The organism is Actinoplanes sp. CA-131856 (assembly GCF_050956135.1).
GTDB lineage: Bacteria > Actinomycetota > Actinomycetes > Mycobacteriales > Micromonosporaceae > Actinoplanes.
In genome coordinates this window covers 7,835,422-7,859,413 of the sequence record NZ_CP191849.1, presented here as the reverse complement: position 1 = coordinate 7,859,413, position 23,992 = coordinate 7,835,422, and the positions used below count along the sequence as shown (strand labels likewise).

20 protein-coding genes are annotated in these 23,992 nt (G+C 67.8%); 8 read left to right on the top strand and 12 right to left on the bottom strand.

The window, feature by feature from the left end:
- The first annotated feature begins 32 nt into the window (after positions 1 to 32).
- Positions 33 to 434, top strand: coding sequence for a cupin domain-containing protein (locus ACQP2X_RS35945; protein ID WP_498689577.1), 402 nt, complete (start codon positions 33 to 35; stop codon positions 432 to 434).
- Here ACQP2X_RS35945 and ACQP2X_RS35940 read toward each other — a convergent pair.
- Together ACQP2X_RS35940 and ACQP2X_RS35935 are read right to left on the bottom strand one after the other, a co-directional pair.
- A complete protein-coding gene (locus tag ACQP2X_RS35940) occupies positions 431 to 1,171 on the bottom strand; it encodes an alpha/beta fold hydrolase (protein WP_498689575.1) in 741 nt (246 codons plus the stop codon). The genes ACQP2X_RS35945 and ACQP2X_RS35940 overlap by 4 nt on opposite strands.
- A 25-nt stretch (positions 1,172 to 1,196) precedes the next feature.
- A complete protein-coding gene (locus ACQP2X_RS35935) occupies positions 1,197 to 2,612 on the bottom strand; it encodes an aldehyde dehydrogenase family protein (protein WP_498689574.1) in 1,416 nt (471 codons plus the stop codon).
- A 456-nt stretch (positions 2,613 to 3,068) separates the two neighbouring features.
- Here ACQP2X_RS35935 and ACQP2X_RS35930 point away from each other — a divergent pair, with 456 nt between their 5' ends.
- The 4 genes from ACQP2X_RS35930 (at position 3,069) to ACQP2X_RS35915 (ending at position 7,365) form a co-directional block, all read left to right on the top strand.
- The gene (locus ACQP2X_RS35930) at positions 3,069 to 4,169 is read left to right on the top strand and encodes an ABC transporter substrate-binding protein (RefSeq protein ID WP_498689572.1); all 1,101 of its coding nucleotides are present in this window, start codon (positions 3,069 to 3,071) and stop codon (positions 4,167 to 4,169) included.
- Positions 4,166 to 4,972: an ABC transporter ATP-binding protein gene (locus tag ACQP2X_RS35925; RefSeq protein ID WP_498689569.1), complete on the top strand. Its 807-nt coding sequence runs from the start codon at positions 4,166 to 4,168 to the stop codon at positions 4,970 to 4,972. The genes ACQP2X_RS35930 and ACQP2X_RS35925 overlap by 4 nt, the downstream gene beginning before the upstream one ends.
- Positions 4,969 to 5,868, top strand: coding sequence for an ABC transporter permease (locus ACQP2X_RS35920; protein WP_498689568.1), 900 nt, complete (start codon positions 4,969 to 4,971; stop codon positions 5,866 to 5,868). Before ACQP2X_RS35925 ends, ACQP2X_RS35920 begins: the two co-directional genes overlap by 4 nt.
- A gap of 180 nt (positions 5,869 to 6,048) precedes the next feature.
- Positions 6,049 to 7,365: an MmgE/PrpD family protein gene (locus tag ACQP2X_RS35915; protein WP_498689566.1), complete on the top strand. Its 1,317-nt coding sequence runs from the start codon at positions 6,049 to 6,051 to the stop codon at positions 7,363 to 7,365.
- A gap of 26 nt (positions 7,366 to 7,391) precedes the next feature.
- Here ACQP2X_RS35915 and ACQP2X_RS35910 read toward each other — a convergent pair whose 3' ends face one another.
- Positions 7,392 to 8,432, bottom strand: a complete 1,041-nt coding sequence (locus ACQP2X_RS35910) for an NAD(P)-dependent alcohol dehydrogenase (RefSeq protein ID WP_498689564.1) — start codon at positions 8,430 to 8,432, stop codon at positions 7,392 to 7,394.
- Positions 8,433 to 8,576: 144 nt separating this feature from the next.
- On the opposite strand from ACQP2X_RS35910, the gene ACQP2X_RS35905 reads away from it, so the two are divergent.
- Positions 8,577 to 10,781: a glycoside hydrolase family 3 C-terminal domain-containing protein gene (locus tag ACQP2X_RS35905; protein ID WP_498689562.1), complete on the top strand. Its 2,205-nt coding sequence runs from the start codon at positions 8,577 to 8,579 to the stop codon at positions 10,779 to 10,781.
- Positions 10,782 to 10,866: 85 nt separating this feature from the next.
- On the opposite strand, the gene ACQP2X_RS35900 is transcribed toward ACQP2X_RS35905, so the two are convergent.
- On the bottom strand, positions 10,867 to 11,601 hold the full coding sequence (locus tag ACQP2X_RS35900; RefSeq protein ID WP_498689560.1) for an SDR family oxidoreductase: 735 nt from the start codon (positions 11,599 to 11,601) through the stop codon (positions 10,867 to 10,869).
- A 186-nt stretch (positions 11,602 to 11,787) separates the two neighbouring features.
- Positions 11,788 to 12,957: an aldo/keto reductase gene (locus tag ACQP2X_RS35895; RefSeq protein ID WP_498689558.1), complete on the bottom strand. Its 1,170-nt coding sequence runs from the start codon at positions 12,955 to 12,957 to the stop codon at positions 11,788 to 11,790.
- Between the two features lie 271 nt (positions 12,958 to 13,228).
- On the opposite strand from ACQP2X_RS35895, the gene ACQP2X_RS35890 reads away from it, so the two are divergent.
- Complete coding sequence (locus tag ACQP2X_RS35890) at positions 13,229 to 14,551, top strand: PQQ-dependent sugar dehydrogenase (RefSeq protein WP_498689556.1); 1,323 nt, start codon at positions 13,229 to 13,231, stop codon at positions 14,549 to 14,551.
- Between the two features lie 78 nt (positions 14,552 to 14,629).
- On the opposite strand, the gene ACQP2X_RS35885 is transcribed toward ACQP2X_RS35890, so the two are convergent.
- From ACQP2X_RS35885 to ACQP2X_RS35860, 6 genes are all read right to left on the bottom strand, one after another.
- Positions 14,630 to 16,096, bottom strand: coding sequence for a carboxylesterase/lipase family protein (locus tag ACQP2X_RS35885; RefSeq protein ID WP_498689554.1), 1,467 nt, complete (start codon positions 16,094 to 16,096; stop codon positions 14,630 to 14,632).
- 235 nt (positions 16,097 to 16,331) lie between these two features.
- Entirely contained in the window at positions 16,332 to 17,150 is an 819-nt protein-coding gene (locus ACQP2X_RS35880) for a carbohydrate ABC transporter permease (protein ID WP_498689553.1), read from the bottom strand.
- A gap of 73 nt (positions 17,151 to 17,223) precedes the next feature.
- Positions 17,224 to 18,135: a carbohydrate ABC transporter permease gene (locus ACQP2X_RS35875; RefSeq protein WP_498689551.1), complete on the bottom strand. Its 912-nt coding sequence runs from the start codon at positions 18,133 to 18,135 to the stop codon at positions 17,224 to 17,226.
- Positions 18,132 to 19,520 carry a substrate-binding domain-containing protein gene (locus ACQP2X_RS35870; protein WP_498689548.1) on the bottom strand — a complete coding sequence of 463 codons (1,389 nt, stop codon included), beginning with the start codon at positions 19,518 to 19,520 and terminating at the stop codon, positions 18,132 to 18,134. The genes ACQP2X_RS35875 and ACQP2X_RS35870 overlap by 4 nt, the downstream gene beginning before the upstream one ends.
- 320 nt (positions 19,521 to 19,840) lie before the next feature.
- Positions 19,841 to 20,695, bottom strand: coding sequence for an MmyB family transcriptional regulator (locus tag ACQP2X_RS35865; RefSeq protein ID WP_498689546.1), 855 nt, complete (start codon positions 20,693 to 20,695; stop codon positions 19,841 to 19,843).
- A gap of 252 nt (positions 20,696 to 20,947) precedes the next feature.
- Complete coding sequence (locus tag ACQP2X_RS35860) at positions 20,948 to 22,369, bottom strand: aldehyde dehydrogenase family protein (protein WP_498689543.1); 1,422 nt, start codon at positions 22,367 to 22,369, stop codon at positions 20,948 to 20,950.
- A gap of 169 nt (positions 22,370 to 22,538) precedes the next feature.
- Between ACQP2X_RS35860 and ACQP2X_RS35855 the strand changes: the two genes are divergently transcribed.
- Complete coding sequence (locus ACQP2X_RS35855) at positions 22,539 to 23,549, top strand: MBL fold metallo-hydrolase (RefSeq protein WP_498689542.1); 1,011 nt, start codon at positions 22,539 to 22,541, stop codon at positions 23,547 to 23,549.
- A 30-nt stretch (positions 23,550 to 23,579) separates the two neighbouring features.
- On the opposite strand, the gene ACQP2X_RS35850 is transcribed toward ACQP2X_RS35855, so the two are convergent.
- Positions 23,580 to 23,975 carry a carboxymuconolactone decarboxylase family protein gene (locus ACQP2X_RS35850; RefSeq protein ID WP_498689540.1) on the bottom strand — a complete coding sequence of 132 codons (396 nt, stop codon included), beginning with the start codon at positions 23,973 to 23,975 and terminating at the stop codon, positions 23,580 to 23,582.
- Between the last annotated feature and the right edge of the window lie 17 nt (positions 23,976 to 23,992).

Here is a 23,992-nt window from a genome sequence, read left to right as displayed (position 1 = left end):
GCGCGAGAACAGTTGCCGAGAGGGAGTACGACATGATCACCGTTGTCCGGGCGCAGAAATCGGTGCCGTCGAGCAGGGCGGAAGACACGTTCACGGGGGAGGTATGGCTCGACACCGTCGTGTCGCGCCGTGACGGGATCGGCGTCGCCGATGTGTTCTTCGAGCCTGGAGCGCGTACACACTGGCACACCCACGACGGCGGGCAGCTGCTCATCGTGGTGTCAGGAGAAGGGCTCGTCGGTTCCGACGACGGCGTCGTGCGGGTGTTCGCAGGCGACAAGGTCTGGACGCCGCCCGGCGTCCGGCATTGGCACGGCGCCGCCGCGGACCGGTACATGGTCCACACCGGTATATCGCTTGCCGGTGTGCGCTGGGCGGAGGCCGTGACCGACGACGAGTACCGGGCCGGGCACGTCGAGGAGGCCCGTCACTAGTCGACGGCGGGCGGGTCCTGGGCCTCCAGCAGGAGTTTCGCCAGCGCCTCGGGCGCGTCAACCATCACGTCGTGCGATCCTTCGACGACGCGATGCCGGAGCCTGGGGGAGTTCTCGCACCGGGCCCGCTGCCATGCGCGTTCCTCCGCCGGCAGCCGGGACCGTGAGCATTCGATGAACGTGTACGCCGAGGCTTGGGCGCGTTCGGTCGAGGGCGCCGGGTCCTCGTATGTCTTCGCCGGCTGCGGAGTGATCTTCGTGTTGACCCAGGCGATGTCGTCCGGGTCGGTGAGGCCCCACCAGGAGGCGTCGGACACCGGGACGAACCAGCCCTCGCCCTGCTCCTTCACCCGCTGCCGCATGGCCGCGGCTCGTTCGGGCCCGACCAGGTCCAGGACCGACTGTCCCGACTGTGGCATGTGCGCATCGACCAGTACGAGGCTGCGTACGCGGTCGGCCAGTTGCTCCATCGCAGCGCAGACGACGGCCCCGCCGTAGCTGTGCGCAACGAGTACCGCGTTGTCGAGGTCCTCGTAGGTGAAGACTCCCACGAGGTCGGCGATGTGGGTGTCAAGACCGATCGTGGGGCTGAGCAGGTGAGCCCGTTCGCCCAGTCCTGTCAACGTAGGGGTGTGGACCTCGTGCCCGGCCCGGCGCAGGTGGGTGGCCACCCGGCGCCAGGCCCATCCGCCGTGCCGACCGCCGTGGACGAGTACGAATGGGGGTCTGCCGGTCATCTGCGCTCCCTTCGGATGCACCGCATCAGCCGTGCACGGCCTTGTACTCGAGGTAGTCCTCGATTCCAACCCGGCCCATTTCGCGGCCGATGCCGGAGAGCTTGAAACCGCCGTGCGGCGCCTTCATGTTGATGGCGGTGCCGTTGATCCGGACGCGGCCGGTGCGGATCTTCCGCGCGATGCCGCGCGCCCGCTCCCGGTCGGCGGCCCAGACGCCGCCGGCCAGGCCGTATTGGGAGTCGTTGGCGATGGAGATCGCGTCCGCCTCGTCGGTGAAGGGGATGATGACGACGACGGGCCCGAAGACTTCGTCTTGTGCGATGCGCGAGGAGTTCGGGCCGGAGAAGACGGTCGGCTTGACGTAGAAGCCGCGGTCCAGGCCCTCGGGCGCCTCGGGGCCTCCGGCCAGCAGTCGCACGCCATCGTCGATGGCCCGCTGGATGTGGCCGCGTACGCGCTCTCGCTGGACAGCCGAGACCACCGGGCCGAGGGTGGTGCCGGGATCGAGCGGATCCCCGACGACGAAGCGCCCCACCGTCGCCACGGCGACCTCCTCGGCCTCGGCGAGACGGGATCTCGGCACGAGCAGGCGGGTCAGGCCACCGCAGACCTGCCCAGCGTTGCGGAACGCGTCCTCGATCCCCGAGGCGACTGCGGCCGGCAGGTCGGCGTCGGCGCAGATGAGATTGGCCGATTTGCCGCCGAGTTCGAGGGCGACTCGCTTGACGGAGCGTGAGGCGAGTTCCATGACCCGGCTGCCGGCGCGCACGGAGCCGGTGAGTGAGGCCATGTCGACGGCCGGGTGGACGACGATCGCCTCGCCGACCTCGGGGCCGGTGCCGGAGACGAGATTGACCACACCGTCGGGCAGTCCCGCCTCGGTCGCCACGTCCGCGAAGACGTAGCCGGTCAGGGGGGCCACCTCGGCCGGTTTGAGCACGACTGTGCATCCGGCGGCGAGCGATGCCCCGGCCTTGAGGATCACCGAACGCAGCGGCCCGTTCCACGCGCAGAGCGCCCCGACGACGCCCGCGGCCTCTCGGTGGACGACGGTCTCGTCGATCCGCTCCGTCCAGCGCACGTCGGCCATGGCGTCCGCGAAGTTGTTCAGGTCCGCAATCGCCGACGCGGTCTGCGACCTGCGGGCGATCGTGATCGGTGTGCCGACCTCGCCGACCATCGTGCCGGTGAGCTCGTCGGACCGGGCCTCCAGCAGCTCGGCCATCCGGCGCAGGATGGCGGCCCGCTCCTGAACCGTGGTCTGTGACCATTCGCCGAATGCCGCGGCGGCTGCGCGCGCTGCGAGGTCCACGTCTTCCGCCGTCCCGCGCGCGACCACGGCGATGGTCTCCTCGGTCGCCGGGTTGACGACCGGGATGACGTCGGTGGCTGTCGAGTCGATCCACTTTCCGTTGACGAAGATCTGTCGATGTTCGATCACGAGACCTGGTCCTCACGCTGGAGAGCCGCGATCCCGCGACCCTGATGTAGTTCATAAATACGAACTTCAATTCCTATCAACGACACTAGGGCACCTGGTCGGCGGATGTCCACGGTCCGGCCATCGCGAAGGTCCGGTCGGGGTGGGCCGCTTGTGCACTTTTTGCTCCGAAGTGCGCACTCCGCGTGACGACTCGTGGGGCGGCGAAACTTCCGCCTTGAGCGTTCGCGCTGTTGACACGGACGAAATGCCGTCCTACCTTTCCTGCAATTCGTTATTTAGATCACACGATCGTATATACGAACTATCTCCACCAAGGTCAGGCGCCGAGAGCGGCCCCGAACGGCGGCGGTGTCGGCGCAAGCGGATCCCGCACTCGCGACCGGGCGCCGGTGGTTCGGGCCTATACCCCGCAGACCAAGAGGCCGATGCTGCACACACCCCGAAGGAGTCTGAATGCTGACCTGGCGGACACAGCGCACCACGAAACGGCGTGCGCGTCGAACATGGCTCGTCGGCCTGGCCGCGACCGCGCTCGTCCTTGCCGGTTGTGGCGGCGGCGAGGACAACACGAGCGGCGGGTCGGGCGACCGCATCCCCATCACCATCAGGTCGACAGGGCCGACCTTCACCGACCTCGTCACCCTGGTCATCATCGCCCAGGACTACTTCACCACGGTCGGCCTGGACGCGGACTTCGAGTTCATTCTCGCCAGCAACGCGGCGACCGCCACACAAGGCCTGATCGCCGGCGAGATGGACGTCGCCTCGGGCGGGGCGGGATCGCTGTACAACGCCTACGCCGAGGGCAGGACCGAACTCGTCAGCCTGGGAACGGCTAACCCGGCCGTGACATTCGGGCTGGCCATCAACAACGAGACGGCGGCGCAGTTCGCCGCCAAGGGCGTGACGCCGAAATCACCCGTCGATCAACGTGTCAAGGCGCTGGCCGGTACGTCGCTCGCGTCCTCACCCGAGGGCTCGACCGGGCAGAAATACCTCCGGATCATGCTCGCCGAGCACGGGGTCGACCCGGATCGTGACGTCAAACTGGCGCCGAACGCGGACAACGCCGCACAGCTGGCAGCGGCGCGTGAGAAACGCGTGAACGGCTTCGCGAACTCCTTCCCCAACGTCAATCTGCCGGAAGCGGACGGCTGGGGCGTCCTCTGGCTCAACTGGGCCGTGGATCTTCCCTCCATTCTCCCGCTGGCATCTCACGAGTACTACACGTCGCGCAAGTGGCTGGACAAGAACCCGGAAGCCGCCAAGAGGCTGATGAGGGCTCTTTGGCTCGCCTACGCGGACCTGCAGAACCCCACCGACGAGCTACGCGAGAAGATCAAGAACCTGGAGGGGTTCAAAGGGCTCAACCCCAAGGGATTCGACGCCGGGTGGGAGCTGTCGCTTGGGGCCTACAAAGACGGGACCCCGCTCACGACGCAGAAGATGTTCGACAACCAGAAAGAGCTCGTGAACTACGGCCGCGAGAAGCCGATCACCTTCGGGTTCGGTGACCTCTACGACCTCGGCCCGGTCACGGCGGCCAAGCCATGACCGCGTCTTCGAAGGCGGCGATTCCGGAGTTCGCCTACCGGCAGGTCACCCGGCGCTTCCGGTCCGAGGCCGACCAGGAATTCGTCGCGCTCAAGGAAGTCGATCTCGAGATCGAGAGCGGGTCGTTCGTCTGCTTCATCGGGCCGAGCGGCTGCGGGAAGACCACACTGCTGAACATGTCCGCCGGCCTGCTGCCCGCCAGCGGTGGCTCGATCCACTTCCGCGGCGAGAAGCTGAAGAAGGTCAACACCAGCGTCGGATTCATCACCCAGCACGACAACCTCCTGCCCTGGCGGACCGTCGAGAAGAACATCGGCATCGCGCTCGAGATTCAGAAGATGCCCAGGAAAGAGCGCCGCCGGCGCGTCGCGGAGGTGATCGACCTGGTCGGTCTGACCGGTTTCGCTCAGCGATTCCCATCGCAGTTGTCCGGCGGCATGCAGAAGCGTGCTTCACTCGCTCGCGGTCTGGTCTACGAGCCCTCCACGTTGCTCATGGACGAACCGTTCGGCGCGCTCGACGCCCAGCTGCGGCTCAACATGCAGAACGAGCTCCTCCGGATCTGGGAGCGGGACCGCAAGACCATCATCTTCGTCACGCACGACCTCGACGAGGCGATCCTGCTCGCGGACAAGATCGTCGTCTTCGGCACCCGCCCCGGCCGGGTCGTGCATGTTGAGGACATTCCCCTCGCGCGGCCCCGAGATCTCGCGGAGCTTCGCCTTGACCCGGCCTACGGCGAGATCTGGGAACGGCTCTGGAAACTGCTGGACCACTCGTCGCCGGCCGAGGAGAAGTCATGAGCAGCATCCACAAGATGGGCCCCGACGCCGCCGTGGCGGATGTCGCGACGCCTCCCGAGAGTCGTGTGCCGCCGCCGGCGAAGGACCGCGACGATCAACGGAGATGGGACGTCAAGCGGATCTTCGTCAACGTCATGCGGGTTCTGCTGCCCGTCGCGGTGCTGGCCTTCTGGGAGTTCGCCTCCGGCGATCCCGACGAGGGGGCACTGATCGACGACTTCTACGTCAGCACACCGTCTCAGATCTGGGCGGCGCTGCGGGGCTGGGCGGAGGAGGGGGTCCTGCTCGAGGCGATCTGGTCCACCCTGCAGGCGACGATCGTCGGCTTCGCGGTCGGTGCCGTCCTCGGCATCGTGGTGGGGATCATCCTCGGAAGCAGTCCGGTGCTGAGCGGCATCTTCCGGCCATTCCTCGTCTCGCTCAACTCCATCCCTCGCTTGGCGCTCGTGCCGCTGTTCATCCTGTGGTTCGGATTCGGGCTCAAGATGAAGGTCGCTCTCGTGGCCCTCATCGTCTTCTTCCTGGTGTTCTACGCGACTTACGAGGGAGTGCGCGACGTCGAGCAGCGGCTCCTGGACGTGCTGAAGGTGATGAATGCGTCACGACTCACCCTGCAGTTGAAGGTCCGGATCCCCTCGGCCATGGCCTGGATCATCCAGGGTCTTCAGGTCTCGATCCCCTACGCTCTGGTGGCCGCCGTGACCGCCGAGATCATCGGCTCGAACACCGGGATCGGATACCTGATCCAACGGTCGGCCGGAACCTTCAACACCGCGGGCGTCTTCGCCGGAATCGTGGTGCTCGTCCTGGTGTCGGTCGTCATCAACGCGCTCGTGACGTTGCTCGAGAAGCGGCTGCTGCGCTGGAAACCCCGCAACCTGAAATCGGCCCCCTGAGCCGCTCGTTCGTCGCGCTGACAAGGCCCGCCGGGAGATTCCCGGCGGGCCCGTCGTAACCGCCGGTTCGCCCATACGACCGTGCAGAGAGGTGTCGCATCTGTGTCAAGGACAGGAGCATCAATCGGGCCCGCCGCGGCCGAGCTAGGGCGGTACTCGGTTGCCACCACGTACTCCGCATTGCCGGACGACGTGGCCGAGCGCACGAAGATGCTGATCTACGACCAACTCGCCTGCGGCTTGGTAGGCGGTGACCTGCCGGCCGGCAAGATCATCGCCCGCTATGTCGACGCATACCGAGGTGTGGGCGAGGCTGCGGTCTTCGGCCTCGCGGGCTGCCGCGCGCCCGCCGCGCTTGCGGCCCTGGCCAATGGCACGTGCGGTCATGCGGACGAGTTCGACAGCGTGCACTCGACGTCGGACTTCATCGCCACGGGTCACCCGGCGCCGGTGATCGTCCCCGCCGCCGTGGCTGTCGCCGAGCGGCAGTCCGCCACGGGCGCCGAACTAGTGAATGCGGTGGCTCTCGGCTACGACACCGGGTCGCGGGTCGTCTCGGCGACCGGCGGGTCCAAGCCGATGCAGGCGCGCCACGGGCTGTACGCAGGCTCCTTCTATTCGGTCGGTGCGGCGTTCGCCGCGTCCAGACTGCTCGGCCTCGACCAGCGGCGCACGCTGCACGCGGCGGCTTTGGCCACGAACCAGGGGATGAGCGGGTACTCCTTCTTCGCCGAGCAGCGTCATATGAGCAAGGCCCTGTTCACCGCCGGTCAGTCCGCCGCCGCAGGAGTGAGCGGCGCCCTCCTCGCGTCGCTGGGGTTCGAGGGCACCGAGGATGTCTTCGAAGGCCGCGGTGGCATCATCCCCAGTTGGGGCCAGGCTGGTCGAGAGGGCGAGCTCGTGCGTGACCTCGGTCGCGAGTTCACGGTCATGGGGGCCAACTTCAAGTTCTACTCGGCCGGATATCCGATCCACTCGGCCGTCGAGGCGGCGCTCTTGCTGAGGGAGCGCCACGCCATCGACCTTGCCAGCATCGCCGCCATCCACGCCCGGTTGCCCGAGCATCCGGCCGGCGTGGTCGACGACCGTGGCATGCCGACCATCAGCTTGCAGCACATGCTTGGCGTGGCCCTCGTCGCCGGCAAGCTCGGCTTCGACGAGGCCCACTCGGCCGCCCTGCAGTCCGACCGCGAGGTCCTGCGTCTCAAGTCGCTGGTGACGCTGACCGGCGACCCGGGCTTCGAGGTCAGCCAGCCTCGGGGCGCCGTCATCACGATTCGGCTGGCGGACGGCACCGCGGTCGAGCAGCGGGTCGAGCACCCCAAGGGCCACCGCTTCCGCGAACCCGCGCCCGGGTGGACCGACCTGCGGCAGAAGTGGGCTGACCTGCTCCTCTCGCGCATCGGCGAGCAGCGCACCGACGAGTTCTACCGAGCTAGCCTGACGATGGAGGCCATCGACGACGTCGGTGACCTCGTCGCGATCCTGGCGCGCTGACGGCTTCACCAGGGGATGAGACGGTCTCAGGCAGCGGCGATAGTCGCGGTGTCGAGCACCAGCCGATACCGCACATCGCCTGCCGCCAACCGGTCGTACGCCTCGTCGATCTCGCTTGCGGAGATCATTTCGATCTCGGCGGTGATGCCGTGCTGGGCGCAGAAGTCGAGCATCTCCTGGGTTTCGGGCATGCCGCCGCTCATCGACCCGGCAAGCTTGCGCCGATTCGTCAGCAGCGCGTACGGCTCGATGCGCAGCGGCTCGTTCGGCACGCCCAAATTGACGAAGGTGCCGTCGAAGTCGAGCAGGTCGAGATAGGAAGACAGATCGTAGGCCGCGGGAACGGTCGAGATGATCAGGTCGAGCGAGTCGCGCAGCCCGTCCAGGTCGGTGGCCGTGCGGTAGTCGTCCGCCCCGAGACGCTCGGCGTCGGCGCGCCGCTCATCGGTGAGCTCGAGGACGGTGGTGTGCGCGCCCAGGGCGTGCGAGATCTGCACGCCGACATGCCCGAGCCCGCCGAAGCCGAGGATGCCGACCCGCTTGCCGGGTCCCGCGCCCCAATGGCGCAGCGGCTGGTACATCGTGATGCCGGCGCAGAGCAGCGGGGCCACGTTCGCCAGCGGCAGCGCCTGCGGGATACGGGCGACGAACCGCTGATCGGCGACCACCCGCTCGCTGTAGCCGCCGAGCGTCACCTGACCGTCGCGCCCGATCGCGTTGTAGGTCAGTACTTTGCCGCGCCGGCAGTAGGACTCCTGCCCCGCCCGGCAGACCGCGCACTCCCGGCAGGAGTCCACCAGGCAGCCGATGCCGACATGGTCGCCGACCGCCAGGCCGGAGACGGCGGGGCCGACGTCCCGGACGACGCCGGCGATCTCGTGGCCCGGCACGATCGGGTAGTGGGTGTGCCCGAATTCGGCGCGAGCGTGGTGGACGTCGGTGTGGCAGATCCCGGCGTACGCGATCTCCACCAGCACGTCCTCCGGGCCGATGTCGCGGCGCTCGACCGTGATGGTGCGGAACGGCGTGGTCGGACCGGCCATGGCCCGGGCCTTGGAAGTGATCACGTGCTCTCCCGTTGGCAATGTAGTTCGTATATAAGAACGCCTGTACTCATCTACGATATCGACGCTATCTTTGCGTGACGTCGCGGTCAACGCCCGTACGGAGCCGTTAACGAGAAACGGGCATCATCGAAAGGACAAGCCCTCGTGGATCATGCAGATCGGCTGACCCTGGAGGAGAAGGCCGCGCTGTGCCTGGGCTCCACCTTCTGGCACACCGCACCCATCGAACGGCTGGACATCGCGGCGATCATGGTGGCGGACGGTCCACACGGACTGCGCCGCCAGCCGGACGGCAACCAGGCCGGCATCTCCGGCAGCCTGCCCGCGACCTGCTTCCCGACCGCGTCTGCGCTCGGCTCCTCATGGGACCCCGGCCTGGTTGAACGGGTGGGGGCGGCGATCGGCGCGGAAGCCCGCGCTCAGGGCGTAGCGGTAGTTCTGGGCCCCGGTGTCAACATCAAACGGTCACCGCTGTGCGGCCGCAACTTCGAGTACTTCTCCGAGGACCCGCTGCTGTCCGGAGTGCTCGGAGCAGCGCACGTGACCGGCGTGCAGAGCCAGGGTGTCGGCGCGTGCGTCAAACACTTCGCCGCCAACAACCAGGAGACCGACCGGCTGCGGATCAGCGCCGACGTCGACGAACGCACCCTGCGCGAGATGTATCTACCGCACTTCGAGCGGATCATCACCCAGGCCCGGCCCTGGATGGTCATGTGCGCCTACAACCGGATCAACGAAGTGCCTGCTTCCGAGCACCGTTGGCTGCTGACCGAAGTACTACGCGATGAGTGGGGTTTCGACGGCGTCGTGGTCTCCGACTGGGGCGCCGTCCGGGACCGGGTGACCGCCCTGGCCGCCGGCCTGGACCTGGAGATGCCGCCGAACCTGGGCGTCAGCGACACCGCGATCGTCGCCGCCGTCCGCGACGGCAGCCTCGACGAGAAGATCCTCGACCAGACGGTGGAACGGGTCTTGCGCCTGGTGGGTAGAGCGCCACGCGACACCGGCGAGTTCGACAGCGACGAGCACCACGCCTTGGCCCGCTCGGCGGCGGCGGATTGCGCGGTGCTTCTGAAGAACGACCGGGCACTGCTGCCGCTGCAACCGGCCGCCGGTGACCGGATCGTTGTGATCGGCGAGTTCGCCCGTACACCGCGCTTCCAAGGCGCCGGCAGCTCGCAGGTCAACCCCACCCGCGTCGACGTTCCCCTCGATGAGCTGCGTGCCGCTGTCCCGGTTGGCGTCCACGTTGATTTCGCCGCCGGTGACGACACCGCCGAGGCTGTCGCCCTCGCCGCCGGGGCCAGCGCGGTGGTGATGTTCCTGGGCTTGCCGGCTGGCGACGAGTCCGAGGGCTCCGACCGCCGTCACCTGGATCTGCCCGTCGAGCAGACCGCCCTGCTGACCCGATTGGCCGAGGTCTCGACGAACCTGGCGGTGGTGCTCGCCAACGGCTCGGCGGTCAACCTGAGCGCCTGGGACCATCAGGCCGCGGCGATCCTGGAGATGTGGCTGCCCGGGCAGGCTGGCGGCGGCGCGATCGCCGACCTTTTGCTCGGCGCCGCCAATCCGTCCGGGCGGCTCGCCGAGACCCTCCCCGTCGACCTGCGCGACAATCCGTCCTACCTCAACTTCCCCGGAGAACAGGGCCGCGTCCGTTACGGCGAAGGCGTCTTCGTCGGCTACCGCGGCTACGACGCCATCGGCCGCGATGTGGCCTATCCGTTCGGTCACGGCTTGTCCTACACCACGTTCGCCTACCACGACCTGACCGTGATGGTCGCCGGAAGTGCGGGCGGCGGTGATCTCGCTGTGCTGGTCACCTGCACGGTCGTCAACACTGGCAGCCGGGCCGGCAAGGAGGTCGTGCAGCTCTACGTGGGCGCACCGCCGTCGCAGGTGGCACGGCCGATCCGTGAACTCAAGGCGTTCGCCAAGATCGACCTGCCGGCCGGGGCCGGCGAGACTGTCACGTTTCTGCTCAGTGCTCGCGACCTGTCCTACTGGTCGACACCGCACGGCCGGTGGCTGCTTGAAGGCGGCACCTTCACCATCGGCATCGGTGCCTCGTCCCGCGACCTGCGCCTCACCACCTGCGTCGAGGTGACAGCGGCCGAACCCGCCGTAACGCTCACCGCCGACGCGACGCTACGGGAGTGGCTCGCCGACCCGAGCGGCGCGGCAGCACTGCGGGCGGCCGTCGGCGTGGACGCGGACGGCCGCCCCAACGGCGTCCTCGCCAATCCGGACTTGCTGACGGTGCTTGGCGACTTCCCGCTGACCAGGCTGACCGCGTTCCCCCGCCTCGGTGTGACCCAGGCAGTCCTCACCCGGCTCGTCGAAGGCTGATCGACGATCCTCGTTGTGGCGACACACTCGGCCGCGGCTTCCAGCTGAGCCGCGGCCGAACGACCGTACTGGCCGGATGGCGGGTTCACCCCAGTTGAGTGGCGGGGCGCAGCAGGATCTCGTTGACGACCAGGTGCCGCGGTCGGGCGAGGATGAAGGCGATGATCTCGGCAACCTCCTCGGGGGTGACGGTGGCGGCGTCGTACATCTGCTGCACGCCGTCGCGGGTCGCCTCGTGGGTGATGTGGGTGGGCAACTCGGTGGCCACCACGCCGGGCTCGACGAGGGTGACACGGACCTCGGGCAAGACCTCCTGGCGCAGGGACTCGGACCAGCCGTTGAGGCCCCACTTCGTGGCGGCGTAGACGCCGTTGCCGGCGCGGGCGGTGCGCCCGGCGACCGAGGAGATGTTGACGACGTCGCCGCCACCGTCGCGGATCTGGTCCAGGAACACCTCTGTGGTGGTGATGGCGCCGAGGAGGTTCGCCTCGATCATCCGGCGATAGTCGTCGTGCTGTTCGGAGGAGAACGGGCCGAGGAGCATGATGCCGGCATTGTTGACGAGGACGTCGGCGCCGCCGAGCTCCTTCTGGACGCGTTCGGCGGCGGCGACCAGGGCGTCGCGGTCGGTGACGTCGGCCTCGATGGCGAGGGCGCCGGCGCCCAGCTCGGCGGCCAGGGCTTCGATGCGGTCCACTCGGCGGGCGAGCAGCGCCACCTGATAGCCGTCGGCGTGCAGGGCCCGGGCAGTCGCTTCGCCGATGCCGGAGGACGCGCCGGTGATGACAGCGGTGCGGCTGGTGGTCGGTGTGGTGCTCATGGTGCTCCTTAGACCAGAACGGTGATGATGCAGCCGGCGTTGATCCCTCGGCTGTGCACGCCTTCACGCTACGAGTACTGCCCGTGGTTCTGGGAGGTGCTGTCAAAACCCCTTTCCGCGGTGCTCCGTCAGCCTGGCCGCCCACAGGATGGGGCAGCCAGGCTGACGGCAAGGCGCGATACGCTCCTACTTCGGCGGCGCCTCCACTCCGCTGAGGTTGAGGATGCCTTGAGCCAGTCGCAGGCCCTGGGTGGTGAAGCCGCGCACGGCCGCGTTGAGCTCCTGCAGCTCGTCGCGGGTGAAGGCGACTTCCTCGGCGCCGATGTTCTCGATCAGGTGCGGAAGCCGGGTGGCGCTGGGGATCGGCACGATCCACGGTTTCTGGGCCAGCAGCCAGGCGAGGGAGATCTGCGCGGGTGTAGCGCCCTTGCGGACTGCCCAGTCCTGCAACAGCTGGACAAGCGGCATGTTGGCGGTCATGTTCTCGGTCGCGTTGCGCGGCACGCCGGCGCGGAAGTCGCCCTGAGCGAACCGGGTGTACGGGTTGATCTCACCGGTGGTGAAGCCTGCCCCGAGCGGAGTGAAGCAGACGAACCCGATGCCGAGCTCTTCGCACAGCGGCAGGATCTGTTCCTCGGGTCCGCGCCACAGCACGGAGTACTCGTTCTGGATGGCGGTGAGCGGCTGCACCGCGTGGGCGCGCCGGACGGTCTGCGGGCCGGGCTCGGACAGACCCCAGTGCAGGACCTTGCCGTTCGCCATGAGCTCCTTGATGACGCCGGCCACGTCCTCGATGGGGACCGTGGGGTCGACGCGGTGTTGGTAGAGCAGGTCGATGCGGTCGGTGCGCAGGCGGCGCAGCATGCCGTCGACCGCGCGGCGGATGTGATCGGGGCGGCTGTTGAGGCCGCCGACCATCTGGCCGGTCTCCGGGGCGATGTCCCAGCCGAACTTGGTCGCGATCACCGCCCGGTCGCGGCGACCGCGCAGGCCGTCGCCGAGGATGCGTTCGGCCTCGAACGGTCCGTAAGCTTCAGCGGTGTCGAAGAGGGTCACCCCCTGATCCAGAGCCGTCCTGATGAGGTTGACCTGGTCCGCCCGGCTGGTGACCGGTCCGTAGAGGGTGCCCGGCATGGTCTGAGTGCCCAAGCCGACCGCGGAGACCTTCAGCCGGCCGAGCCGGCGGCGCCCGGCCAGTGAGACCTCCTTGGCGACCGGCCCGGAGCCTGAGTGTGAGCTACCTGCTTGCGCGGGCTGTGCGGTCAGCACGCCGGCCGCCAGCGGGGTGGCGGCCAGACTGGCGGCTCCGACCAGAAAGCGGCGCCGACCAGCGATGGCGGTGTCTTCGTCGGACACTTGTGTTCCTTCCTTGACGACGATGATCACGGATACTTCGAGGCCGTCGCGGGTGCCAAGGTGCGTAGGAGAGCTGCAGCCGACGCCAAGTGGGACGGCGCGAGCCCTGTGCGACGCGACTTTCCGCGAAGGCCGGCCAAAGATGATCAGACGGTCACGAAAACCCGCCGAAAATGCTGAGGCAGCGGAGGCCGAGAGGAGCGTGTCTCCCGCCAGAGGGGTTTCGGCAGGGACTCCCTGCGCTGCGGCGCCGCTGCCTACGGTCGCTGTCATGGTCAACAAGAAAGCTGCGGCGCTGATGCTGCCCTGGGTGTTGGTGCTGGCGCTGGGCGCATGCACGGCTGATGACGACGGCGCTGCGTCTCCGGCGCCTGTCGCCTCGGCGCTGCCGTCGTGGATGGGAAGTGACGCCCTGTCGCCGGTGGCGCTGACGGTGGCCGGTGGCGTCGATGCCGGTGCGGCCGCGGACCGGTCGCTGAACCTGCCGGCGGGCTGGACGGCCGAGGTCTGGGCGAACGTGCCGAGCGCACGGTTGGCGGTCTGGGCGCCGGACGGCCGGCTCGTGGTCTCGACGGGCGAGGGCGGGTCATTGCTTCTGCTGACGCCGCGGTCCGGTGGGCGCGGCCCGGCGGTGACGACGCTGCTCGACCGCCTCGAGAACCCACAAGGGGTCGCCTTCACCAAGCAGAACGACCGGGACGTCCTGGTCGCCGGCGAAGAGACCCGCCTCGTGGCCTGGAACTACACCGGTGGGACGGTGTCCAACCGGAGGGTGATCCTCGACGGCCTGCCGGGTGGGGGACACGGCGCCAAGATGGTGGCGGTGCGCGACGGGCAGGTGGTCTACAACATCGGGTCGGCGACCAACAGCGACACGGTCGATCGCACCTCCACGCCTGAGCGGGCGACGATCGCTCAGATCGGGCTCGACGGCTCCGGCAACCGGACCATCGCGACTGGGGTGCGCAACGGCGAAGGACTGTCGTACGCCCCCGACGGCACCCTGTTCTCCGCGATCAACCAGGCCGACAACCAGCCCTATCCCTATCGCGACGCGGGCGGACAGTACGGCGCAGCGGTCCGCGACTACATCAACGACAACCCCGTTGACCAGGTTTCCCGCATCACCCCGGGTACGGAGCTGGGCTGGCCGTACTGCCTGCCGGACACCCGCGGCAACGACGATCTCACCGACCTGGGCTATGTGAACCACCCCGCCAACAACCCGGACGGCGAGGCACTCGACTGCTCCGCCGTCGAACGGACCCAGCTCGGACTGCCGGCCCACAGCGCCCCCATCGGTTTCGTCTTCACTCAGGGGTCCGGCCTTCCGCAATCGTTGGCGAACGGCGCGCTGATCACTGCACACGGATCGTGGAACCGTCAGCCGCCGCGGGAGCCGTACGTCGCCTACAGCGCCTGGGACGCGGGCACGAGGACTCTGACGCAGTCCCGGGCGGTGGTCACGGGTTTTCAGGATGCCAACGGCACCCGGTGGGGTCGTAGCGTGGACGCGGTCCCCGGCCCGGACGCGTCGATCTACGTCACCGATGACCAGGCCGGCCTGGTCTACCGGTTGACTCCTGGTCACTGATGGGACCGCACGACACTCTATCGAACTGCGACCGTGCCCGGCCACCGCGAGTACCGAGCTCGCGGTGGCCGGGAGACATCAGTTAGGCCGGGGCAAGCCGCCGGCGGCCTCGGTCACGTCCAGCCGTGCCTTGCGGGGATCGGGGCCCGCGACCACTGTGCCGGCCGGGGTGAAATCGGTGATCCAATCCCGGTGGGGGAGGTGCCGAGGCCAGGTCGGCACCGTGGCGCCGTTCGGATTTCCGGTGCGCGCGAAATTGGCCCAATAGGTGTTGGTGGTGCGCGCCACCGCACTGTCCTCCGCCGAGGGCTGGGCGCCGCCCGCCGCGAGCGTGTCGAAGACGAAGGGGATCTCCGCAGCGTGGGGAACACCGTCGACCCAGTCCGCGCGACGCGCGGTCGGCACATACGAGAAGCGGTAGAGGTACGTCGGCACGCCGGTCCGGGCGACGGCGTCGGCGGTGAACCGTGCCGGCTCAGCTTGTGCGCGGTCGATCCCGACCATCCGCAGCACCTGCTGCAGGGGAGCGGTGCCGTCGGGGTCGTAGACGGCTCGGGCCCGCGCCGCGTTCGCTCCGAACTGCGCGAACAGCTCGTCCTTACTGGCGGCGGAGACGAAGCCGATGAAATCGGCGCTGTTCGTTCCGATCATCACCGGCGCTCGCTTCTGCCGGCCGGCGCGGTAGGCGCTTTCCGCGGTTTCGACCACGAGCTTGCCGTCGAGGATCGGTCCCGGGTAGGTCGGTGGCCCGCCCGGGCCGTCGCTCTCCTGCCCGCCGTCGACCACCTGAGCCGTGGTGAGCGCCCGAAGCTGGGCCAGCGCGGCGGCGCCGGTACCTTCGATGCCGTACCGCCTGGCGAAGTTGACACCGATCGTCTCGGCGGACACCGGGTAGTACGGATCGGCCCCGTCGGCACGCAGCGGCCGTCCGGTCAGTACGCCGTCGCGCCCGCCGCCGGACTCGATGATGGCCTTGTCGAAGACTCCGCGTGACAGCGGCGAGGTCAGGTGAGTGTGCACCGAGACGCCGCCGGCCGACTCGCCGAAGATGGTGACGTTGCCGGCGTTCCCGCCGAATGCGCTGATGTTGTGGCGTACCCATTGCAGCGCGGCGATCTGGTCGAGGTAGGCGTAGTTGCCCACGACCTTGCCGGGCTGCTCGGCGGTGAGACCGGGAAAGGCGAAGAAGCCGAACCGGCCGAGCCGGTAATTGATGGTGACCAGCACGACGCCCTGCCGCGCGAACTGTTCGCCCGAGTAGGTCGGTTGCGCGCCGCTGCCGGCGACGAAACCGCCGCCGTGGATCCAGACCATCACCGGCAGTTTGGCGCCGGCCTTGGCTCCCTCGGGGCGCCATACGTTGGCGAACAGGCAATCCTCCGAGGAGCCCTGTGGCGGGGGCGTGCCCCAGCCGGCTTGTGCGCAGTCCGCGCCGAACCGGGTGCCGTCGCGCTCACCGGTCCACGGAACGGCGGGCTTCGTGGGGCGCCAGCGGTTGGGGCCTACCGGTGGCGCGGCGTAGGGGATTCCTTTGAAGCTCTGCACCCCGGCCTCCGTCGATCCGCGTACGGCGCCAGTGGAAACGCGCACGACATCCGGGTCGGAGTGGGGGACGGGTTTGATGAGTGACATGCCTTGTTCCGAGGCTGAACTGGTGGTCTGTGCGACGGAGGCGCAGCCGGCCAAGAGGCCGATGACGACGCCCGCGCACAACAACGAACGTAGGGGTGCTTTCACCATCTTTCCTTTCCGTTGGGGGTGACGCGATCGGAGGTCCCGGTCATCTGCCGAATCCGGCGGTGAGGCCGCTGAGGAGTTGGCGGCGGCCGACGGCGTAGAGGATGACGATCGGTAGCGTCGTCAGCGTCACGGAGGCGGCGATGGCCGGGACGTTGATGCCGAACTGGCCTTGGAAGGTGGCCAGGGCGAGGGGGATGGTGCGCTGGTCGGGGCTCTGGGTGAGCACCAACGGGAGCAGGAAGCCGTTCCAGACGATCAACGCGTTGTAGATCGTCACGGTGACCAGGGCGGGCCGGGTCAGTGGGAACGCGAGGCGCCACATGGTGCCCCATTCGCTGGCGCCGTCCATGCGCATCGACTCGAAGAGCTCCTTCGGGACGTCACGGATGAAGTTCGACAGCACCAGCACCGACAGCGGGATGGCGAACGCGATCGACGGCAGGATGATCGCGGCCAGGGTGTCGTACATCTTGAGCTTGATGATGATCAGGTAGACCGGGATGATCACCGCCTGCAGCGGGATGGCCAGACCGGTCAGGAAGACCCAGTTCATGGCCTTGAGGGCCCGGTTGCCGGCGCCGCGGACGATCGCGTAGCCGGCCATGAAGCTGATGACGACGGCCGGGACGACGGCGCCGATGGTGACGATGACGCTGTTGAGGAAGTAGCGGACGAAGTCCGCCTCGATGACCGACTTGTAGTTCTCGAACGTGAGGTCGGTCGGCGGGGCCAGGGGGTTGGTGATGAAGTACGTGTCCTGGGTCTTGAAGCTGGTGATGACGATCCAGTAGATCGGCAGCATCACGACGAACAGCCAGACCCAACCGAGGCCACCGCCGAGCCAGTTGTAGTGCTTCACCTTCCACCGTTTGGCGGCACGGGGGCCAGGGGTGTCCGCCGCTGTAGGGGCCCGTTCAGTCACTGTTGTCACCTCAGACTCCTTCCAGCTGGCTCTCGTCGGCGCGGCCGCCGAGGCGGCGGAAGAGCAGAGACAGGGCGAGTCCGACGAGGACCAGGATGACGGCGATGGCGCTGGCCGGGCCCATCAGGTTGGCCTGGAAGCCCTTCTGGTACATCTCCAGGGCCAGGGCGCGGGTCGAGTCGCCGGGGCCGCCGCCGGTGAGCACGTAGATCAGGTCGAAGAACGTCAGCGAGCCGACCACCATCAGCGTCGAGGACGTGATGATCGTGTACTTGAGCTGGGGCAGCGTGATGGAGAAGAACTGCCGCACCCGGCCGGCGCCGTCGATCTGCGACGCCTCGTACATGCTGGTCGGGATCTGCCGGACCGCGCCTTGGTAGATCAGCGTGTGGAACGGGATGAACTGCCAGGACACGATGAAGATCACGACGGCCATGGCGAGGGTCGAATCTCCGAGCCAGTCCTGGGCAAGCCACGGGATGCCCAGGCCGGCGCTGAGCCCGAAGTTGGGATCGAGCAATGCCTTGTAGGTGATGGCGATGGCGGCCGAGGACAGCAGCAGCGGGATGAAGAACAACACCGCGAGAAACTCGCGGTAGCGCTTGCTGGTGGCCAGAAGCGTTCCGATGAGGATGGATATCGGGGTCTGCACGGCCCACGACAATGCCATGATCAGGAACGTCACCCACAGCGCGTGCGGCAGGCCCGGGTCGGTGAGCGTGGCCCGCCAACTGTCGAACCCGGTGGGCTGAATGTCGCCGATGCCGTTCCAGGTGGTGAAGCTCAGGAAGAGCACTCCGAACAGCGGCATGATGCCGAAAAGCAGGAACCACACGAACGCGGGCAGCGCCATCCAGGTGACGGAGCCGCTCCGCCTGGTCGGCTCTTCCCGATGGGTGACAGGCGGAGCGAGCGTCGTCATTTACCGATGACTCCGTTCATGGCGTCCACCCACTGCTGCGGGCTGACCTGGAGCTGGAACAGCTTCGCGATGTTGTCCAGCAGGGTCTCGGCGGCGGTCGGGCTCAGCGCCTGGTCCCACGACTGGGCGAAGACCTTGGCGTTCACCGCTGTGTTGCGGACGAACCCGAGGAAGTCGGCGTTCGGTGAGGACGCGATCTGCGCCTCGCTCGCCTTGAGGACCGGAACGTAGCCCGCACCCACCCAGCCCTTGGCCTCGTCGTCTTCGACCAAGGTGGTGGAAAGATATTTCTTGGCGAGATCCTTCTGTGCGGCTGTGGCTTTCGAAGAGATCGACAGGTACTGGCCGGGGTTGCCAACGGCATTACTCGGGTCGCCCTTGCCGCCGTCGACCGGCGGGAAGTTCATCCAGCCCAGGCCGCCGTCCTTGACGAAGTTGCCGCCGTTGGCCTTCTGGATGCCGTACGACCAGGAGCCGTGCACCATCATCGCGGCCTTGCCGGTGTAGAGCAGGGCCTGGTCGGCGTTCGAGTCGGCCGTGGTCGACGAGAAGCCCTTCTGGAAGCCGTTCGCCTTCACCAGATCCTGGATCTTGGTAAGCATGTCGATCACGGCGGGGTCCGACCAGGCGTCCTTCTCACCGGCGAAGACCCTGTTGAACACGTCCGATCCGGCCGTGCGGTCGAGCAGGAACTCGAGCCACATCATGTTGGTCCAGCGAGACTGACCGCCCAGCGAGAATGGCGCGATGCCCTTGGCGTTGAACTTCGGCACCAGATCGAGGATGTCGCCGTATGTCTGCGGAGGCTGAACGCCGACCTGCTCGAAAACCTTCTTGTTGTAGAAGAGGACGATCGGCGTCGTGCTTTCGACCGGCATGGCGTAGATCTTGCCGTTTACCGTTGCGGCGCCGAACGACGCTGGAATGATCTTGTCCTTGACCGCGGCGTTCTGTCCGAGCCAATCGGTCAGGTCCTCGACCTGGCCGGCCTCGACGTACGTCTTGAGGCCGCCCCCGCCCCAGCCGAAGACCAGCGTCGGTCCCTCGCCGGCCCCCATGGCGGTCTTGATCTTCTGCTTGTACGCGTCGTTCTGGAAGTAGGTGCCCGCGATCTGCGTGTCCGGGTTGGCTTTGTTGAAGCGGTCGACGGCCGCGCGCCGAATCGGCTCGCTGGGCTGGCCGCTCAGCCCCCAGTACGACGCCGCGGCGTCGCCGTTGCCGCCGCTGTCGCTTCCGCCGGACGGCCCCGAGCTGCCGCATGCCGCGAGAGTTGCCGCCGCACCTACCCCGGCGTTGAGTTTCAAGAAACCACGACGATTCATTATTGTCTCCGTTTCGAAACGGGCCTCAGGAAAGCTGAGTCTTAACGTCGGCTGCTGGTCCATCCGTTGATTCAGTGGCTCGTCGATGGGCAGGCCACGTAATCGGCTCGACGCCCCGGCTGGAGGGATTCCCGACCGGGTTTCGAAATCGAGCTGGGGATACGCAAGTGACGGACCTGCGGGACCGCGTTAAAGCACGACGCTAGGGGAACGCTCGATCGCCAGGGAGGCCCGCAGTTACCCGGCAGTCAAGTTCCGGGTAATTCCAGGTCCCCCATCTGGGCAGCCGCCGACGTCGACAACGAACTCGTTCGGTGGAAAGGGGTTTTGCCAGTACCCCTTTGGAAGCCGTCTCGCCGATGAAATCGGTACGGCGGCGGGCGCTATCGATCCAGTAGAACCAAGGCGTCGTGGTCGGGTGTACCGGGTTCGGCGAAGTAGGTCACGAGCCGGTGACCAACGGTGCCCTCGACCTGCATGGCCTGGATCCGCAGGGAGATGGTGCCGACCCGGGGGTGATTGAGGACCTTGGTCGTCCCGGTGAAGGGACGCACTTCGTACCGGTCCCACAGCCAAGCGAAATCCGAGCTGGCGTCAGCCAGCTCGGCGACCAATTCGGCGACGTCCGGGGCGTGCGGCTCGCGGCCGCCGACGGCGCGCAGCCGAGCCACGCAGCCGCTAGCCAACGTATTCCAGTCGCGGAACAGATCGCGGGCCGCTGGATGCAGAAACATGTAGCGTGCGACGTTGCGTCGCTCGGCCGGCCATTCTTCGATACCGGGCAGTGTCCGCAGACCGCCGGGATTGCAAGCGAGCAGGTCGAGGGTTCGGCTGAGCACCCGTGCCGGATACGGCCGAAGACGTTCAAGCAAGAGATCGGTGCCCAGTGCGGTCCGGTGTCGGTCGGGCTGGACCATCGACGTGGGCGTCGCGCTGAATGACTGCATGGCGATATCGAAGAGATGCCGGCGCTCGTGCGCGTCAAGACCCAGGGCGGCGGCCAGCGCGTCGATGACGGCCGGACTGGGCCGATGCTCCTTGCCGCGTTCCAGCCGGATGTAGTAGTCCACGCTCACCCCGGCCAGAGCCGCCAGCTCCTCGCGGCGCAACCCCGGAGTGCGGCGCCAGCCGGGACCGACTCCGATGCCCGCATGCTCAGGAGTCACTTGCGCACGGCGGGCACGCAGGAACCGGCCCAGCTCGGTGCCGCCGTTTCCACCCTGCGTCTCGTGTGCCATAGACATCAGTCTTCCAGGGCCGGCCGCGGAACTTCCCGGTGAAGGCGCACGCATGACTCACCCGTGTTGTCAACGCATCCGGGCCTCGCCAAGGGGTCCCTGTCTAAACCCCTCTTGGGCAGGATCTGTCACACGCATGGCATTTGCGCTTAACCTCGTGACCCGACTCGCGGACGTCGGACCACCACGATCCGGAGGATCCGTTGGCAAGGTGGGCATGGCAGCCACGGCACGCCTTTGCCGTGGCGGGGTTCAATCCAGCTGCGACACGACGGACTTGGTCTCGAGATAGTTCTCCAAGGCCTCGGGACCGCTCTCACGGCCCCAGCCCGACTGGCGGTAGCCCCCCGCGGGCATGTACGCCCCGCCGGCGCGATGCACGTTGATGCCTACCCGCCCGGCCCGCAGCCGCCGAGCCACCGAGTGCGCCAAGGCGCCGTCGCGTGTCCAGATGCTGGAGGCCAGGCCGTACGAGCTGTCGTTGGCCAGCTCGACGGCCTGGTCGGTGTCGGAGAAGGACATGACGCCCAGCACCGGGCCGAAGATCTCCTCGCGCATGACTGTCATGGACTGGTCGACGTCCACCAGCACCGTCGGCTCGAAGAAATAGCCCCGCTCGCCGACGCGCGAGCCGCCACTGACGACTCGGGCGCCGTCGTTGACGCCCTGTCCGACGTAGCCGGACACTCGGTCGAGCTGCTTCTGCGAGATCAGCGGGCCGAGGTCGGCGTCGGGATCCGACCCGGGACCCAGCCGCATCGCGCGGCCGTAGTCCGCCACACCCTCCACCACCTCTTCGTACACCGACTCGTGCACGAACAACCGCGTGCCGGCTGCGCAGACCTGACCGGAATTCCAGAAGACCGCCGACGCCGCTCCGGGGATCGCAGCCTTCAGGTCGGCGTCGCCGAACACGACAACGGGCGACTTGCCGCCGAGCTCGAGCGTCAGCTTTTTCATGTTGCCGGTGGCGGCGTGCACGATGAGGCGGCCCACCTCCGTCGACCCCGTGAACGAGATCGCGTCCACGTCCGCGTGCTCCGACAAGGCGGCGCCGGCCCGCTCACCCGTGCCGGTGACGACGTTGACGACGCCGGCCGGGACGCCGGCCTCGAGAAGGAGTTGCCCGAGCCACAACGAGGTCAGTGGCGTCTCCTCGGCCGGCTTGAGCACACACGAGCAGCCGGCCGCCAGGGCCGGCGCGAGCTTCTTGGCGGCCATGCTCAATGGCGCGTTCCACGGGGTGATGAGCCCGGCGACGCCGACCGGCTCTCGCAACGTATAGCCCTGCACCCGGCGATCGGCTGGGCCGAGGTCGATCGTGCGGCCGTGAATCTTATCGGCCCAGCCGGCGTAGTACCGGAACTGTGCGGCCGCCTCGAGGACCATGTTCCTGGCTTGTCCGACCGGCAGGCCGAGGTCGAGGCTCTCGAGCCGGGCGAGGTCGTCGGCGCGCTCGCGCATGAGGTCACCGGCACGCCAGAGGACGGCTCCGCGATCGGTGCCGGACAGGGATCGCCACCGTCCTTCGTCAAAGGACTGCCGGGCGGCCCCGACCGCCGCGTCGACGGACTTGGCGTCTCCGTCGGCCACCGAGGCGATGGCGACGCCCGTGGCGGGGTCGAACACGGGAATGACGGACGCCGGTGTCGTCCACTCCCCGTCGATGAGCATGCCGAGGGGGGCGTCACCCTGACCGAACGGCAGGGACAAAGGGAACCGGGACATCGCAGTCGACCAGACCTTCCGTCGGTTCATAAAAGCGAACTACTGATCGCTATAACGATATGCTTCCACTGGTGTGTTCGGAGTGTCAACGGCTTCGGCCGAGGATGGAGGGCCGATGAGTTCCGCTGAGCGACCGTCACGGCAGATCGAGGGTTTCGCGGTGCGCAACGGTGTCTGGGCGTCGGCGATACCCTTCCCCAGCCCGCTTGCCTACTCGTTCTCTTATGTGCTGCGGTACCCGGCAGGCCTCGTCGTGGTCGACCTCGGATGGGACTCCGACGCCGCGTGGGATGCCTTCTGCCAGGGCCTGACCCGTGCCGGTGGCAGCTTGGACGAGGTGATCGGCGTGGTCGCCACGCATGCCCACCCCGACCACTACGGGCTGGCCCCACGGATCCGTGAGAGCACCGGCGCCTGGATCGGCGCCCACCCGGGCGAGCGTTCCCAGATCCGGGTCGATGAAGCCGAGCGCCGCGAGCGAGTGGCGGCAATCGGTCACTGGCTGAGGGACTGTGGGGTGCCCGCCGGAACCATGGCCGATCTGCACGAGGAATTGACCCGGCTGGACGCCGTCCTGCCCTCCGCTGAGCCGGACATCATGCTGGCCGACGGTGCCGCGGTGCCCGGCACGAAGGGCCGCCTGATAACAGTGCACACGCCCGGCCACACTCCCGGTTCTGTCTGCTTCCATGAAACGGAGCGGGATCTGCTCCTCACCGGTGACCACGTCCTGCCGAAGGTCACGCCGAACGTCGCCAAGCGGCCCGGCTCCGAGTCCGACCCGCTGCGAGATTTCCTGTCCTCCCTGGACCGCCTGCGCCACCTTCCTGAGACGGTCACGGTGCTGCCTGGCCACGAGTGGCCGTTCGACCGGCTCACCGATCGGCTGGACACGATCAGCGCTCATCACAGCGCGCGGCTGGCCGAGATCGAGCTCGCGGTGCGGCAGGGGTGCGGCACCGTTTGGGAGGTGGCTCAGGCGGTGACCTGGGCGCGGGCCTTCAGCGACTTCACCTCGCGGTCGCTGCGCTCGGCGCTCGCGGAGACCTACGCTCATCTGGTGCGTCTGACGGCTGCCGGCCGGCTGGTGCAGCGGCCCGGGCCGCCCGATCGATGGGAGTCGTAACCGCCCCGGTATCACCCCCGCCGGCGAGGCTCAGTCGAGGTGGCCGTGCGAGCGCAGGACGCCTTCGGCGACACGGAACGCCTCGCCGGCGGCCGGCAGGCCGCAGTAGACGGCAGCCTGCAGCAGGATCTCCTTGATCTCCTCGACCGTGCACCCGTTGGTCATCGCGCCTTCGACGTGATGCGCCAGCTGCGCCGGCCGGTTCAACGCGGTCAGCATGGCGATGTTGATGATGCTGCGCTGCTTACGGTCGAGGCCCTCGCGCGCCCAGATCCGGCCGAAGCAGACCTCCTCCGAGTAATCCTGCAGGGCGTCGTTGAACCCGTTGCGGGACTGGTCCTTCTTCGCGATGTACTCTTCGCCCATCAGCTCGCCGAGGATCCGGCGACCGGTTTCCCTGCTGGTGGCAATCTCGTTCGCATTCATGTGATCTCCTTGATGAA

Excerpts from the sequence above, each read along its gene's own strand:
- ACQP2X_RS35945 (WP_498689577.1), top strand. The coding sequence starts at position 33 with ATGATCACCGTTGTCCGGGCGCAGAAATCGGTGCCGTCGAGCAGGGCG.
- ACQP2X_RS35865 (WP_498689546.1), bottom strand. The coding sequence starts at position 20,695 with ATGGCACACGAGACGCAGGGTGGAAACGGCGGCACCGAGCTGGGCCGG.
- ACQP2X_RS35850 (WP_498689540.1), bottom strand. The coding sequence starts at position 23,975 with ATGAATGCGAACGAGATTGCCACCAGCAGGGAAACCGGTCGCCGGATC.
- ACQP2X_RS35870 (WP_498689548.1), bottom strand. The coding sequence starts at position 19,520 with ATGGACCAGCAGCCGACGTTAAGACTCAGCTTTCCTGAGGCCCGTTTC.
- ACQP2X_RS35875 (WP_498689551.1), bottom strand. The coding sequence starts at position 18,135 with ATGACGACGCTCGCTCCGCCTGTCACCCATCGGGAAGAGCCGACCAGG.
- ACQP2X_RS35925 (WP_498689569.1), top strand. The coding sequence starts at position 4,166 with ATGACCGCGTCTTCGAAGGCGGCGATTCCGGAGTTCGCCTACCGGCAG.
- ACQP2X_RS35855 (WP_498689542.1), top strand. The coding sequence starts at position 22,539 with ATGAGTTCCGCTGAGCGACCGTCACGGCAGATCGAGGGTTTCGCGGTG.
- ACQP2X_RS35860 (WP_498689543.1), bottom strand. The coding sequence starts at position 22,369 with ATGCTCATCGACGGGGAGTGGACGACACCGGCGTCCGTCATTCCCGTG.
- ACQP2X_RS35900 (WP_498689560.1), bottom strand. The coding sequence starts at position 11,601 with ATGAGCACCACACCGACCACCAGCCGCACCGCTGTCATCACCGGCGCG.
- ACQP2X_RS35920 (WP_498689568.1), top strand. The coding sequence starts at position 4,969 with ATGAGCAGCATCCACAAGATGGGCCCCGACGCCGCCGTGGCGGATGTC.
- ACQP2X_RS35890 (WP_498689556.1), top strand. The coding sequence starts at position 13,229 with ATGGTCAACAAGAAAGCTGCGGCGCTGATGCTGCCCTGGGTGTTGGTG.
- ACQP2X_RS35940 (WP_498689575.1), bottom strand. The coding sequence starts at position 1,171 with ATGACCGGCAGACCCCCATTCGTACTCGTCCACGGCGGTCGGCACGGC.
- ACQP2X_RS35930 (WP_498689572.1), top strand. The coding sequence starts at position 3,069 with ATGCTGACCTGGCGGACACAGCGCACCACGAAACGGCGTGCGCGTCGA.